The organism is Aminobacterium thunnarium (genome assembly GCF_055390565.1).
On sequence record NZ_AP042412.1, the window covers coordinates 2,076,363 to 2,090,097 of the forward strand.

General features: G+C 42.4%; 11 protein-coding genes. 2 read left to right on the plus strand and 9 right to left on the minus strand.

The features are described 5' to 3' along the window. Nucleotides 1-68 precede the first annotated feature (68 nt). The 8 genes from ACZ5GY_RS10185 to ACZ5GY_RS10220 all read right to left on the minus strand — a co-directional run bounded on the left by ACZ5GY_RS10185 (nucleotide 69) and on the right by ACZ5GY_RS10220 (nucleotide 8,452). Nucleotides 69-266 carry a hypothetical protein gene (locus tag ACZ5GY_RS10185; protein WP_213690012.1) on the minus strand — a complete coding sequence of 66 codons (198 nt, stop codon included), beginning with the start codon at nucleotides 264-266 and terminating at the stop codon, nucleotides 69-71. A 15-nt stretch (nucleotides 267-281) separates the two neighbouring features. Then, on the minus strand, nucleotides 282-758 hold the full coding sequence (locus ACZ5GY_RS10190; RefSeq protein ID WP_213690013.1) for a hypothetical protein: 477 nt from the start codon (nucleotides 756-758) through the stop codon (nucleotides 282-284). Nucleotides 759-769: 11 nt separating this feature from the next. Next, nucleotides 770-3,619, minus strand: coding sequence for a hypothetical protein (locus tag ACZ5GY_RS10195; RefSeq protein WP_213690014.1), 2,850 nt, complete (start codon nucleotides 3,617-3,619; stop codon nucleotides 770-772). A gap of 14 nt (nucleotides 3,620-3,633) precedes the next feature. After that, the gene (locus ACZ5GY_RS10200) at nucleotides 3,634-4,467 is read right to left on the minus strand and encodes a hypothetical protein (protein ID WP_213695144.1); all 834 of its coding nucleotides are present in this window, start codon (nucleotides 4,465-4,467) and stop codon (nucleotides 3,634-3,636) included. Further along, nucleotides 4,464-4,949 (minus strand): hypothetical protein, encoded by a 486-nt coding sequence (locus ACZ5GY_RS10205; protein ID WP_213690016.1) that lies wholly within the window; start codon nucleotides 4,947-4,949, stop codon nucleotides 4,464-4,466. Before ACZ5GY_RS10205 ends, ACZ5GY_RS10200 begins: the two co-directional genes overlap by 4 nt. A 68-nt stretch (nucleotides 4,950-5,017) precedes the next feature. Next, nucleotides 5,018-5,569, minus strand: a complete 552-nt coding sequence (locus ACZ5GY_RS10210) for a hypothetical protein (protein WP_213690017.1) — start codon at nucleotides 5,567-5,569, stop codon at nucleotides 5,018-5,020. A gap of 263 nt (nucleotides 5,570-5,832) precedes the next feature. After that, nucleotides 5,833-6,495 (minus strand): response regulator, encoded by a 663-nt coding sequence (locus ACZ5GY_RS10215; protein ID WP_464111839.1) that lies wholly within the window; start codon nucleotides 6,493-6,495, stop codon nucleotides 5,833-5,835. Next, nucleotides 6,467-8,452, minus strand: a complete 1,986-nt coding sequence (locus tag ACZ5GY_RS10220) for a PAS domain-containing sensor histidine kinase (protein WP_464111840.1) — start codon at nucleotides 8,450-8,452, stop codon at nucleotides 6,467-6,469. Before ACZ5GY_RS10220 ends, ACZ5GY_RS10215 begins: the two co-directional genes overlap by 29 nt. 235 nt (nucleotides 8,453-8,687) lie before the next feature. Here ACZ5GY_RS10220 and ACZ5GY_RS10225 point away from each other — a divergent pair, with 235 nt between their 5' ends. After that, nucleotides 8,688-9,530, plus strand: a complete 843-nt coding sequence (locus ACZ5GY_RS10225) for a MurR/RpiR family transcriptional regulator (RefSeq protein ID WP_213690020.1) — start codon at nucleotides 8,688-8,690, stop codon at nucleotides 9,528-9,530. Nucleotides 9,531-9,661: 131 nt separating this feature from the next. Beyond that, entirely contained in the window at nucleotides 9,662-11,467 is a 1,806-nt protein-coding gene (locus ACZ5GY_RS10230; RefSeq protein WP_213695546.1) for an aldehyde ferredoxin oxidoreductase family protein, read from the plus strand. A gap of 51 nt (nucleotides 11,468-11,518) precedes the next feature. On the opposite strand, the gene ACZ5GY_RS10235 is transcribed toward ACZ5GY_RS10230, so the two are convergent. Then, nucleotides 11,519-13,663: a methyl-accepting chemotaxis protein gene (locus tag ACZ5GY_RS10235; RefSeq protein ID WP_213690022.1), complete on the minus strand. Its 2,145-nt coding sequence runs from the start codon at nucleotides 13,661-13,663 to the stop codon at nucleotides 11,519-11,521. Between the last annotated feature and the right edge of the window lie 72 nt (nucleotides 13,664-13,735).

A 13,735-nucleotide genomic window follows, 5' to 3' on the forward strand; every position in this document is an offset into this window, starting at 1 on the left:
AGTACTATTTATTTTACACCAGAAGAAAAAATAAAAGGCCTCTCCTCCTATTGAGGAAGGCCTTTTATTCAATCTGGATATGATCTATTTTCACGGTTGATTTTTCTTTTAGGCAAGCTGCGTCCTCGTAGTTTCTGCTCTTCTCTATAGATATCCTCGAGGATTTTTAAGTAACGAATTTCCCACTCTCGTTGATCCATACTCTTTCGAGTCGATTCTCGAGAGAGATAGTCTCGCTCTTTGCGAAGAGAATAAAGGTCCCCCATGTCTCTAACGCCTCCTTACGTTTCTCGTATCGCAAGACGAATTTGAATTTGTCCCAAACTTCGTGCGGTATCATTCGCTGCCTTAAGAAGAACCACCCCACTTCCCTGAACACTATAAATTCCCCACACATCCGTCAATAACTCAACTTCTTGAGAAGTTAGCTCTTGAAGGCCTGTGGATTCGCCTCGTATAGGGGCATCAAGCCGTACAAAAAGATGAACACCCTCCGGCAAATTCCCTTCTAAACGTCCTGTAACTACACGAGGCGTCTGACCGGTAGCCGTAACTATATACGATAAGGGAACCGCATCTCCTCTATCATTAATGTAGCTATGCAAAGAAAGTGGTTGTTGAATAACCGAAATAGCATTTTGCTCCACAACCTCAATAGAAATATTCACGAAAGCAACCGTTCTATCGACCCCTTCTGACGAGTCACAGGAGAGAAGAAAGGCTATAAGAAATCCTAAAATAAATAATTTTCGCACCATGTTGTCACACCTCACTTCTCACCAGGTTTCATAACGACTCTTCCTTCTTCGAGGAACTTTATCGTTCTTTTTCGAGGTAAGACTTTAGCCTCAACAACTTTTGCATCCCCAGGCCCCAAATCAATGCTTTGCTCTGGGAACTCAATACGATATGATGAAGGGATATTAATGTCGTACACTTTCAAAACCCACTTCCCTGGCCGCAATCCCTCAAAGAGGAAACGTCCCCAACTATCTGTAATTCGACGATGAACCTCGTCCTCATTTTTTAATTCCACAAGTACACTCTGTAATCCACCAGGTTCAAGAAATCCATCTTCCTGCAATGTATCTCCTACAAGGTAGCTTTTATTTCCTTCTAAGTCGGCAGGTTTATCTTTCCCTGCATCTGGATCTATAAGAACGACTGTGCCATTTAAAGAAACGCCATCGATAATTCCTATATCCATCGATGTAACCTCCCCATAACCTGCAATCTCAACAGTAATAGGAACTTTACGATTAGGCACACGATTTCCGAGAGAAGCCCTGTCAACTTTCAACAGATAGGCCCCAGGAAGAAGGCTGGGGAATAGAAACATTCCCTTTTCATCAGTAACGGCAGATTGGCCCTCAATATCAAGAACCACATTAGGAATACCTCGCTTTTCCTCAGCAACAGTTTCATATACGAGACCTTGTAAGACTCCAACATTTTTCTTCTTGGCAAGCTTGATATCGATAGGGATTACATAGGTAACAGAGTAGGATGTTTCCATTTCACCACTGTTATCATTACGTTGTATTCTAAAACGAAGCCGGCTTTCGTCTTCGAAAGTTTGCTCTGCAATAAACTCATATTGTTCGCTATTATCTGCAAAATCTTCTTCATATGAGTATCTTGTGTACCAGCAGGAGAGTTGAAGAGTGGGAGTAATATCCCAAATTATTGAGATACCTCTGTTACTAGAAGATCTCATGAGGTAACTATCTGCAAGAGCATCGTTATCTCCAAAGCCCCCATAAATAGAAACATAAAGTTCAGGAGTAAGCTGGTAACTTAAAGAAACGTTATAATTCCATGCCGTAGCACTCTCGCCATTTACTCGATTGCTCTGGTCCGCATATCGCGCTTCAAAGGAATAACTATAACGCTCCATACTCCGCCCTACTCGTAGCCACCACGAATTTTCATGATAATTATATTCAGCTGGTAACAAGCGATCTTCCATAGTGAAAGTATCGTACCCCAAAGCCAGATACCAGCCATCGCTCAATTCATAATCAAAGTAGACCTGAAGAAGTTCTTCAAAGGTTTGGGATGTTGCCTCAACCTGCCTGAGGTTGAGATTATCTTTATATTGATACCACGATATGTTTCCCTGCAAACGATCGCTAAAGGGGTAGCCGACGCTTGCACTTATATAGTCATAATCGTGGTAGTATCCCCAGAAATCAGTGCCAGCCCTTACTTTTGTAATAGAGTAAGGGATCTTCCCATTCATTCTCCCTCTTAAATAGACTCTATAAGCTGCGTCGTCGTCAAGAGCTTCCACTCTGTCTGTGTCACAAATAGCATATTCAAGTTCAAGTAATGTATGAACCCACGGTCTGTATTCCGCACTGACACTCCATATTTTGTCTTCTATATCCGGTTTGCTTCCATATGCCTTTCTTTCTTTTTGAAGGGCATTAAATCTTATTTCAAGGTTATCTTCTACTTTATGACTAACATAAAAACCATATTCTTTTTTTTCCGGCGTTCCCCAACGGCTTTTTACATAGTGTAAACCTCCACCAAAGCCTGTTCCTATAGGTTCATAAGCAAAACCTATACCTCGGCCGTAAGCCCCAGAAGACGTTAATCGAGAGAGAGGGTATCCTTGATCGCCAAGATAAAAAGAGTAGGTCTCAGTAAAATAATTCAGCCAATATTCATCAACATCTCCATAGATGCCGAAATCGTCTGTATCAGGTCCTCTAAAGAGGAAATCAATTCTTTTGGTGCGCTCCTCATCAAGATAACCTTCACCGCTCCACTCAATATGTGCCCCATCTCCTCCAGTATTGCCCATGGCACTAATTGAAAGCTCTGTAGGAAGAACGTGGAATATATCAAGTTCCCCTCCTCCTCTTGGAATAACATCAAGATCGACAACAAGAGTTGTAGCATCTGGCCCCCCATCTCCAGTTACAACGGCTCGAACTTCAACAAAATGGAATCGAGAAGTGCTTCCTTGAAAAATTTTCCCCTTTAATTTCAAATCGGCGCTTTGACCCGCATTCAATGTTACTTCATTTGGAGAGATGGTAGCAGGAAACCTTTCGTCACGATCAGGAAGGTCTATAGAGTAGGTACGTGTCGTATTCGACCTATTAATAAGCTGCAAATCAGCTTCATAGTGCTGCCCCGCTATAATGGCTACCGGTTTTTTAACTAAAATAAGCTCTACGCCTTCAACAGCAAGAATGGATACTGTGAAAATCTCTTCATCATATACCCCGTAATCCCGCCTGTTTTTTACAGAATAAACTACTTCATAATCTCCAACTCGAGCTGAGGGAGGAATCTGAAAAGCAAGAACACGTGTCACACTTCCTCTCGAAGGAATTGAAAATCGTCCAGGGGGCATAAGAGGTTGCCACCCCTGAGGCAAATCAATTTCCTCTATAAATGTTTCAAGCGCGGGTTGATAACTTGTCACAAGAACGCTAATACTGACAATGCGTCCTGGTTTTGTACTAATTTGTAATGGGGAACGAGCTCGAACTTCAACCCCGTATCCCTTTGTCTGTGCCCATGTCAGGCCAGGAAGCAGCCACAATATAAAAACGAGAAAAAGTAGAACTCTAAATACTCGCTTCTGCCCTCCGCCTGTCATAGTGTTCACCCTCTTTACTTTAGTATCAGGGCATACTGAGCGCCAAAAGCTTCTTCCTCTCCACCATCAGCGATAATGAGGGTCTTATATTGACCCGCCTTAACATCTTTAAACGGAATCTCAAAACGACATGAGCTCCCTGGATAAATCCATCGCCTTCCCCCTTCAAAGCGGCCAGCATGGTTACCCTGCTCATCGTAAAGTTCAGCCCAGACGACAGGGCGAATGACACGTTCTCCTTTATTTGCAATGTCGAGTGCTAAAACAGACACGCCCCCGGCATTTATAAGCTTTTTATCAGCGAACTCTATATCGCGAACTCCCGTATTTCCGATATCTGTAATCATTTGGATGGCATATTTAAAGACCGTCATTACTCCAAAAGCCATGTTGCCATCTGCATCAATAGGAGGTTGCAACTGTATTTGATCTATAGGTTCAACCATGATCAGGCTCCAGTATGATCCGCAGAGAGTCGTCTCTTTCGGCACATTAATCACATAATTAAAGCTTGCCGTTCCTGCCGCAGGAATAACAAGATGACGAGGTGTTATTGTCATCCACAATGCATTAGAACGAGCAATACTTCCAGGCTCACCATAATCGTTGCTTCCATCAGCAAAACATAAATAGTCAGATTGGTTGATAGCCACTTGAATCTGTTGTTCCTTATCGTTATTTCTTACTACAATCTGTCCACGAATTTCTTGTCCTGGCGTTACTGTAAAACGATATGTTAAATCTCCCTCAACATCCACATTACTTGCCAGAGCAAACTCCGGACGGACTACAAATAGAAGAATCGCCGTTACACAGAAACATATGAAAAATAGTTTTCTTCTCATCATAAATCCACCACCGTAAATGCAATATGTGGAGCATATACGCCTTTCGGTGTTTCTGGAGTAATACCTGTTATTTTCAATTGAAGCGTTATATGACTTCTATCTCCTGCTCCCGTAAAAAGGGTGGCTCCTGATGGATCGAGAAGCTGATACGAAGTGCCTCCCCGAACCCAACCTGTTCCCATACCATTACCTGTGCGGCGAATCCAGATCTGTATTCCCTCAGGTATCTGTGCTCCCTCAACGATCTTTGCCTCCAGGTTCCATAAGGCATATTGATCCCGCGTATTGATAATGCCTAGGCTCACAATGGAGGGATCACTCTCTCGTATACCTCGGCCATTGGAAGCGGAAGCACCAATAACAAGAGATGACCAACTTCCCAAGGCAATAAGTTCCATAGCCTCTGAACGCCCGCTCAGGGGAGAAAAAACAACGAGAAACACAAGAAGAACGACTCGTGATATTACCGTAGTTCCACTCATTTTTTATTTCCCTCCCGACTGACAAAAAAGGGCAGCACCCCCCCGAGTGCCGCCCTTTTTATTACCCCTTATGCGTCCTGAATGAGAAGGGTAAGGATTCGGGTTCCAGCAGCTTTCTGAGCATCTGGGCCAGCGCAAAGTTTCAAACCGCCTTTTCCCCAGGCTCCACAAACTTTGGATATACCTGTTACGAGATCAACGTACTCTGTGGAAAGTTCTGTCCAGTTTGGTGTTCCGACAGCACTTGTTCCATAAGGAGCTTTAAGTTTTGCCCACAGTGTTACGTGATCGGGCATATCGAGATTGATCTTACCGACAATCTTTCTCTCATCGGTGCCTGTCGCGACTATGGCATACCAAATGCACTCTTCATCGCACCAAGGCATGTAGCACCCGATGTAAGTGGCCATATTGATCTCTTCCTGTTTGATCATCAGGCAGTTAATCGGTATGACCTTCCAATTGATCTTCAACGTGTCATACGGAGTGCAAATTGATGGATGACACGAAGTATCAAATCCCGCCTCTTCCATGGTCATGGGGGCTTCTTCAGCAAAAACTGCGCTTGCAGCAAAAGCCACCATGGCTACAACTGCTAACAGAAGAAATACTTTTTTCATCTTTTTTTCCTCCCTTTTTTGCAGATAGCCCTATACTCCATAGATCCCTTTACGCCGCTAGAAAGTAATAACTTATCAGGTGTACCCGCATGTGGCGGGCATCTCTACGACCCCCTTTCCAGCGAAAGAGCTGGAGCCGTCTAAGCTCGATATAAAGGGTACGTCTATCGATTAAAATTGAGTATCGGGAGAAAACTGAAAGGGGCAGGGATATATCCCTGCCCCTTTCACGCTATTCACTTAAAAAGACATCAGGAAATCACTTAATCCATTGGAGTCAATCCGCTCTTGATCGCATATTTCGTAAGCTCTGCAACAGAGTGAAGATTTATTTTGCGCATAATATTATATTTATGCGTCTCCACAGTTTTCACGCTGATATGAAGGGTACGAGCAATTTCGCGGTTTCCTTTTCCCTCTGCAATAAGCTGTAAAACTTCCTTTTCTCTGTGACTCAACGCACTGATAGAGTCTGCCTCTTCTTTTCCTTCACCTGAAAGATACCCCACATATTCCTCAATAACACATTTTGATATACTCGGGCTCAGATACATTTTTCCGCTGATAATCGATCGGATAGCCTGGGCTAATTCATGGAAAGCACACTCTTTCAACAAAAAACCGGAAGCGCCAGCTTTAAGCATCTCTGCAACAAAATGACGATCAGCATGCATTGATAACGCGAGCACTTTAATTCCCGGAAGCTCTTTTTTAAGCTGATTTGTAGCTTCTATTCCATTGAGTTCCGGCATAATGACATCCATAACAAGAACATCCGGATGATTCGATAGGGACATCTCAATAGCTTTTCGTCCCGTATCTGCCTCAGCTACAACCTCCATATCATCCTGAGTGTTTAAAAGAGTTCGTAACCCATCCCTAAGAATTTGATGATCATCAGCCAGCAGAATCCTGACTTTCTTCATGAACGTCACCGAACCTTTCTTCCTCCTTTTCTACAGGGACAAAAAGAGTAACTTTGGTTCCTTCACCAAGGAGAGTTTGTATCTGCATAAAGCCACCAAGATAATTTACCCTCTCTCGAATACTCAACAAACCAAAATTACTGGGATCCCGCCCCAACTCTCTTAGCATAGAAAGGTCGAATCCAACGCCATCATCCTTAACCTCTAGCGCTACTGTCCATGGATCGAAGCGAGAAATGGTTATAATCGCCTCACTCGTTTTAGCATGTTTTACGATATTCATCAAAAGCTCTCGTAAAGCTCTGAAAAGAAAAATTTTTATATCCATTGGAATTTCATCGCTCACAAGAAAATCATTAAAAACGATGCATAGACCGTGCTCGTCTTCCATTTTATCTATAAGCCACTCCACAGCCGCATGGAAACTCAATTCATAAAGCATTGGGGGACTCAACTCAAAAATAAGAGTTCTCATTCCCTGTATAGAACGATCCACAAGCGAGAGAATATCATGAACAACATCTTTTTCTCTCTTCTCTTTAATCTGACTCTTAAGCATTTCAAGCTTAATATGGGAAAGGGCCAAATTTTGTCCCACGCTATCGTGCAAATCTGTGGAAATACGCCGCCTCTCCCGTTCTTCAGCTACATATAATTCAGAAGACAAATATTGCAATTGATGCTGATGTAAACTTATTTGTTCTTCAAGTTTCTTATATGAAGTCAAATCTTTCCACGTTATAACACAATGCTGAAGTCGCCCATTGCTATCCCGAATAGGAACAGCTGTTATTTCCCCCCATATTTCTTCGCCATCTTTTCTTACAAAGCGTTTTTCCTTACCTATGACACCTTCATGCATAGCAATACGCAGCTCTCCCATATTGAGCCAATAATCCTCTCTCCACCATGGATAGGGAGCGGGACGTTTCAAAATTTCTTCTGAGGAATATCCAAACTGTTTCACAAAAGATTTATTGGCATACTGGATTCGCGTATCAGGACTAACGACAAAAATAGCGTTAGGACTTTGATCAAGGATTGATGAAGAAAACTCATCATTCTCCATAAGCAAGGCTTCGTTTTTTCTTCGTTCTGAATCGTCACGAGCAATAGAAAGAACCATAGGCTTTCCTTGAAATGAAAAAAGGTGCGCGTGAATTTCAACGGGAACAGCTGATCCATCTCTTTTCTTAAGAAAAGATTGGAAAGTAAGATGTCCATTCAGAAAAAGTTGCCTCACAAGTATCAGTATGTCCTGTTTCTTTAAAAAAACATCGATTGAATTTGGAGAACTACCGAGCAATTCATTTCGGGAATATCCCAACATTTGACAGGCTCCCTCATTAACTTCAACAAATATTCCCGGCACTCCATCTTCATCTATCTCGTGAAGAAAAACAGCATCAGCCATATTATCGAAAAGAGCAGATAACGTCGTTATGCGTTCCGTTAAACGTTTTTCTCTATTGACACGAGCAGTTATATCTATTCCCAAACAAGCAACACCGGAAAAAGGGAAGTCATCTGAGGGCATTACATTATTGCACGCCCATAGAATTGTACACGATTTACCATCTTTCCTTTTTATCTTTGTCTCAATACTTGCAGAAGCCCCCTGCATCAAAGCTAAGGTCCGAAGGGAAGAAAGCATACGTTGCCAATTCTCGACATTCGCATAGAGTAAAGAAAGCCACTTTCTTGAACCTGAAAGGAATTCAAAACTATACCCTGTAACACGTTCCGCTGTTTTATTCCAAAAACGAAGACGCCCGTCTTCATCAATAAAACATACAAGAAGATCGGGGTGATGGAGAGAGGCAGAAAACCAAAGAGAAGGGTTCTGGAACATATTGTCATCTTGTTGTTCCAGATACTCTAATTCATTTTCAAGGGGAAGAGCAATTTGCCTAGGGGGGTTGGTTTTAAAATTCTCTCCCCATTCTCCTTTTCTCATCTTTTGCTCACTCCACAGAAAGTCTTCTCATTCTTTCCTTTCTTTCACCAACAACGCTGTTCTATTGCGTGAAGAGTGAAGCTAAAGATACAAGAGTTAAAACATGAAAAATAAAATTAAAATATGCAAATATGTTAGAATATTCTCATGATATCTCAAAGGATATTTTTTTTCAACTTGAGGGCAATATCGACCTTTTAATTGACAAAGAAACTCAAAAGGGGAGACACTAGCTATGTTAAAAGAACTCATTACAGCAAAAATGAATGAATTATCCCCGGGGCAAAAGAAAGTTGCCCGCTTCATTTTAGAGAAACCACGAGAGGCCGCTTTTCTAACAGCATCACAACTTGGTTCACATGTTGGAGTAAGCGAAGCGACAGTTATCCGATTCGCCTATACATTGGGTTTATCTGGCTATCTGGAACTTCATCAGGCAATTCGGAATATGCTCATTGATCATCTATCGACTCTCGAACGCTTGGAAAAATATAGATCTTCAGGTGAAAAAGGACTTTTAGACACGGCAATGAGCAAAGATCTTAACGCTATGCAATTGGCCAGGTCTCGTCTTGATGAAGAAATTCTTCAAGATCTTGCTTCTCTTTTCGTTAAGGCTCCTGCCATCTATATCGCTGGTTATAGAAGCTCATACACTCTAGCCTACTATCTCTCATTCTACCTGTCATGGCTATTACCAGATGTAAAATTGATGCCCCTTGATACTCCATACGAGCTACTTGTCAATGCGCCAAAGCAAAGTGTCGTTGTAGGAATTAGTTTTCCTCGATACTCAACATGGACTGTTAATGTACTTTGTCATGCTAAAGAAAATGACTTACAAACAGTTGCTATAACAGATGAATATACAAGTCCTTTAGCTACCTACGCCCTTCATGTCGTGGCAATACCATACACACCAATCTCATTCATCGACTCTTTTGCCGCTCCAATAAGTACATTGAATTGCATTATTCTCAGTATAGCCCAGGAGCTTGGCGATAAAGTTTCATCTCGTCTTGAGATTTTAGAGCGCTATTGGAAGGCTAACCACTTATACGAACCTTCAATCCTTTAATTTTTAGATTAAGGAGGTGATATGCGGAGAAAAAAGCCAACACTTTTAAGGATTGTTTGTGTATAGAGAAATAGAGTTGAGAGAAGAAACATATAGAATGATAAAAGAGTGGAGAGAAGGAGGAGACACCCATGGTAAGCCGTTTAGGCACCATTTTGCGGGTAGATTTGTCTTCTCGCAAAATCAGCAAAGAAGAAGTGGATGATTCACTTCTTCGCAAGTATGTTGGTGGACGTGGATATGGTTCTAAAATTCTTTTTGACGAAAACCCTGTCAATGTTGACCCCTTTAGTCCTGAGAATCGTCTCATCTTCGCTACAGGTCCCTTAACAGGCCGTAGTGCACCTGCCGCCGGCCGTTATATGGTCATAACCAAAAGCCCTTTAACCGGATATATTGCATCAAGCAATTCCGGCGGATATTGGGGAGCTGAGCTAGCTAAAGCTGGTTGGTTCATGCTTATTATTGAAGGGAAATCGGATCATCCCGTATATATGTATATCGAAAATGATCATGTGGAAATAAAAGAAGGAAGCCATCTTTGGGGGCTCAATACGCATGCGACAACAGATAAAATCCTTGAAGAAATCAATGATGCGAAAGCAAAAGTATTATGTATTGGCCCAGGAGGAGAAAAACTTTCCCGTATAGCTTCTATTATGAACGACAAAAACAGAGCGGCAGGACGAAGTGGCGTCGGAGCCGTAATGGGTTCAAAAAATCTAAAAGCCATTGTTGTGAAAGGAACAAATTCTCCTTATGTATCAAATTCCAAAGAACTTTCTTCAGTGCTGAAAGAAAAAATGGCAAAACTGAAAGCCCATCCTGTCACAAGCCAAGGTCTTCCTACATACGGGACAGCAATTTTAGTCAATATTATTAACCAAACAGGAGCGTATCCATACAGGAACTGGCAAGGTGCATATATGGATGACGCCGACAAACAATCTGGAGAGATATTAGCAGAAAAATATCTTACAAATAACTATCATTGTTTTGGATGCCCCATAGGATGTGGACGAATAACAAAAGTAAAAGACAAAGCAGGAGAAGGGCCTGAATACGAAACAATTTTCGCATTTGGCGCATGTTGTGGCATTGCATCCATTGAACCTATTATTCGCGCCAATTATCTATGTAACGAGTACGGCCTCGATACGATCAGTGCCGGCGTCACCATTGCCGCAGCAATGGAGCTATATGAAAAAAAACTCATTGCAAAAGAAGAACTCGAAGGTGGCCCTGAACTAACCTTTGGGAATGAGGAAGCTATCGTATATTGGACAGAGAAGATGGGAAAAGGGGAGGGCTTTGGCAAAAAATTAGCTCAAGGTTCTTGGCAATTATGTAACATGTATGGACATCCAGAGCTCTCTATGACCGTAAAAAAGCAAGAGATGCCAGCGTACGATGCCAGAGGAATTCAGGGAATAGGTTTGACATATGCAGTGAGTAATCGAGGAGCATGTCATGTCAGAGGTTATCTTATCTCTCCGGAGATACTCGGAGCCCCTGAAAAGCTTGACCCTGATGATATATCACAAAAACCAATGTGGGCAAAAATATTCCACGACCTTACCGCAACTATTGATTCTTCAGGCATGTGTCTTTTCACATCCTTTGCCCTTGATGCTTCTGACTATGCAGCGTTCTTAAAAGCAGCAACAGGGTTCGACTATACTGGAGATGAAATAATGACGTGCGGAGAAAGGATCTGGAATCTTGAGCGACTTTTCAACTTGCGGGAAGGACTTATCCCGTCAAAAGAAGATACACTTCCACCTAGATTGTTGAAAGAGCCGATACCAGAAGGACCTGGAAAGGGAAAGCTCAGTCGAGTTCCTGAAATGCTTCCCGAATACTATAAATTACGAGGTTGGGACGAAGAAGGAGTACCTACGGAAGAGACACGGAAGCGCCTTGACCTTACGTCGTAAATTTTATTACGAAAAAGGGCCGCTTTACTGAGCGGCCCTTTCTTATCTAGTCTACGCTTCTGCTGGAACAAGTCCTGTGCTTTGTTTCTTTTGCTCTTGTTTAAGTTTAAATTTAGAAACAGCCTGTTGCATATCCTCACTCAATCGAACAAGCTCGCCAGCAGCGCCAGCAATAGATTGAGACACCTCTCCTTGCTCATCCATAGAGCGAGTAATTTGTGCCACTTGATCTGCAATCTCCTGACTTGTTCTAGCAACATTATCCATTCCTGCCGTCATTTCCTGAGCACTTGCAGACTGCTCCTCCATTGTTGCAGCAATGGTCTGAACACTTTCGTTCACCAAGGCAATTTTATCGACGACATCATCAATAACAGTTTTAGTCTCAGCTGCTTTTTCTACAAGCACATTAACCTTTGCCTCTGAGCCCTTTTGGTCATTTGTCGCTGTTTTTGTTCGATTCGCAATTTCAGAAATTACATCGCTTACCTGCAAAGCAGCTCTGCTTGATTCTTCGGCAAGTTTACGAACTTCTTCTGCTACAACAGCAAAACCCCGACCGGCGTCTCCAGCTCGTGCCGCTTCGATAGCTGCATTAAGAGCTAACAAATTTGTTTGATCTGCAATCTGGGTAATTGTATTGACAAAACCAGTAATACCATCGACTGAACCGGCAAGTTCATCTATAGCAGAGCCCACCTTTTTACCGGCTCCCGCCACCTCTTCAACGAGGCTGGCAATAGCATCAACAGCCTTTCCACCTCGCTCTGCAGCTTCGGAAATCTGAGATGCGCTCTCCCCAGCCTCCGATGCAGTCTTAGCTCCAGACTGGGCACTGGCAGCCACTTCTTGAACACCCGCATTAGCTTGTTCGACGGCCGCCGCAGAGTCTTGAGTATTTTGACTCACTTTTTCTGTCAAGGCGACAACTTGCTGAACGGAAGCAGTTCCTTGTTCTGCTGCTGTATTGAGATTTTCTGCTCTTTCAAGAACTTTTTCCGCATTTTCACGAATAGCCGCAACAACTTCGCCTACCCCCAAAATCAAGGTATTAAAAGCACTTACAAGCTCACGAATTTCAGTTACTGAAGAAGATGTTTCTAACTGTATAGAAAGATCTCCTGTGGAACTTATCTTTTTAGCCACTTGAACGACGTGATTCAGGGGAACAGACAAGCTTCTTGAGAAAGCAAAAATAACGAGTACGGCAATAGCAATAGCAATTAATACACCAATAAGAATAGCTTTTCGAAGAGCAGATATAGCTGCCAAAGCCTCATTCTGAGGAGCTACAGCACCAAGAATGAAACCATTTTCAAGAGTCTGGTAGGCAACAGCTACAGGTTCACCGTTCATATCATGAACAAAGAGGCCCGATTTTTCATTGAGCATCTGATTAGTAAATTCAGCTAAATGTCCGCCTTCTATCTCTTTAAAAGAGGGGCCTTCGAAAGAAAACTCGGGATGATACATAAACTGAAGATCTCTATTGAGCAAAAAGGAGTATCCTGTTTCGTAGAGATGAATATTTTGAAGAGTATCCCGTACAAAAGAATAATCAAAAAGCATTCCTATGATGGCAATAACCTTTCCCTCAACCACAACAGGCATAGAGTAGGGAATCATCTCTTCGCCACCTTCTCGAACGACGATATCTCCCCACACTGCTTCTTTAGTGTCCAGAGGACGCCAAAACCAAGAGGTCTCATCTTTTTCTCGATTTAAAAGATCTGCAACTACATAGGGAGTTTTTTCAGAATATCTAAAAATGGAATTTTCGTTCTCCCTCGAAAAACTCACCATATGTACTTTATCGCCTTCAAATTCCTCAGGGTTGAAGCAAACAAAAATTTCGCGGGTTTCATCAACCTGCGCACCAAGTTCTGAAACGAATTGGACGTTCGTAGCCGCAAACTGTGCAACATAGGAATCCATTCCAAGTGCTCGTGCCATAACAGGTTTAAAGCGAGTCTTTACTGTAGCGTTCAAGGCAAGAAGTAAACCGTTAAATCGACCAAAAGTATTATCGAGTGTTTTAGCAATACGTTCTGCTTCAGAGGTTTCATAAGCCACTGCAGCCTCACTTAAAGCAGAAGAGCTCTTTTGAAGGGCAAAAAAACCTACTCCTCCAATTGCTGCAAGAATCAAAATAACGACGATAGCAGTAATGCGCGTCCCAAGTTTGTTAAAACCCATACATCCCACATCCCCCTTGCAGAAAAATAGCCAATATAATTCATGGTACATACAGTTTAATCTAGTTATCCC